This window comes from Cellulophaga geojensis KL-A (genome assembly GCF_000568425.1).
GTDB lineage: Bacteria > Bacteroidota > Bacteroidia > Flavobacteriales > Flavobacteriaceae > Cellulophaga > Cellulophaga lytica.
The window spans coordinates 1-811 of sequence record NZ_ARZX01000086.1; the positions used below are offsets into that span (position 1 = coordinate 1).

Here is an 811-nt window from a genome sequence, read left to right on the forward strand (position 1 = left end):
TTTCGGGTCATTTTTCAAATGTTGCACAACGGGATTGTATAATGTTAGTAGCGTAATTAAGGCACTAACTTAACTAAATAAACAAACTAATAAAGGATAATAAAAATAATGATGTAAACACGCTTAAAGTAGCTATTAACTTTATACGGTGTTGGCAACCGTTTTTTATTTCAGATTATTAATTTAAAATCCAAATATTATGAAATTCAGAAGCTTTATTAAAAGAATGAATTCACTTTTTAATCTACTTCCATTATTTTTTCAAATCATAATCCCAGAGTTTATACTATTCTGTTTTTTTATTTTCCTTTTTATTATCTATCAAAATATATTTTGCCCAATATAATAACCAGTAAATTGATTTTCCAAACATCCAAATCATAGATATTCTAATAAACATCTTTAAGTCAACATTAAATTCATATCCGATGTACGTTAACAAAACCATCCATAAAATAAGAGAAAAACCAAAAGAAGCAATAATTCTGTCAGGAAATAATTCAACAATTTTTCCTTTACTTTTCCATTTCAGCCATTTTGAATTCACAAAAAATAAATATGTCGGTAATTCAGCAACAACCCAACAAACTCCGACTGATAAACTTAAAATAATTTTGTCGAGATTATCTAATTCCACAAAGCCTGTTTTAAATAAATATAATTGTAGAAAAGAGATTAGAGCAGAAAAAGAAAAAACTAATATTCCGTTTTTCTGTATTGGTTCAATATCAAAGAATTCTTTAAATGTCATTTTTCAGATTTTGAGTGAGCAATGGTTGCCAACGGTCTTCTTTATTTTGATTTATTAATT

The 811-nt window shown here is 26.1% G+C and carries 1 protein-coding gene; it reads right to left on the bottom strand.

Annotated features, from left to right (window positions below):
• Positions 1-286: 286 nt before the first annotated feature.
• The gene (locus KLA_RS17310) at positions 287-751 is read right to left on the bottom strand and encodes a hypothetical protein (protein WP_034647475.1); all 465 of its coding nucleotides are present in this window, start codon (positions 749-751) and stop codon (positions 287-289) included.
• Positions 752-811 lie beyond the last annotated feature (60 nt).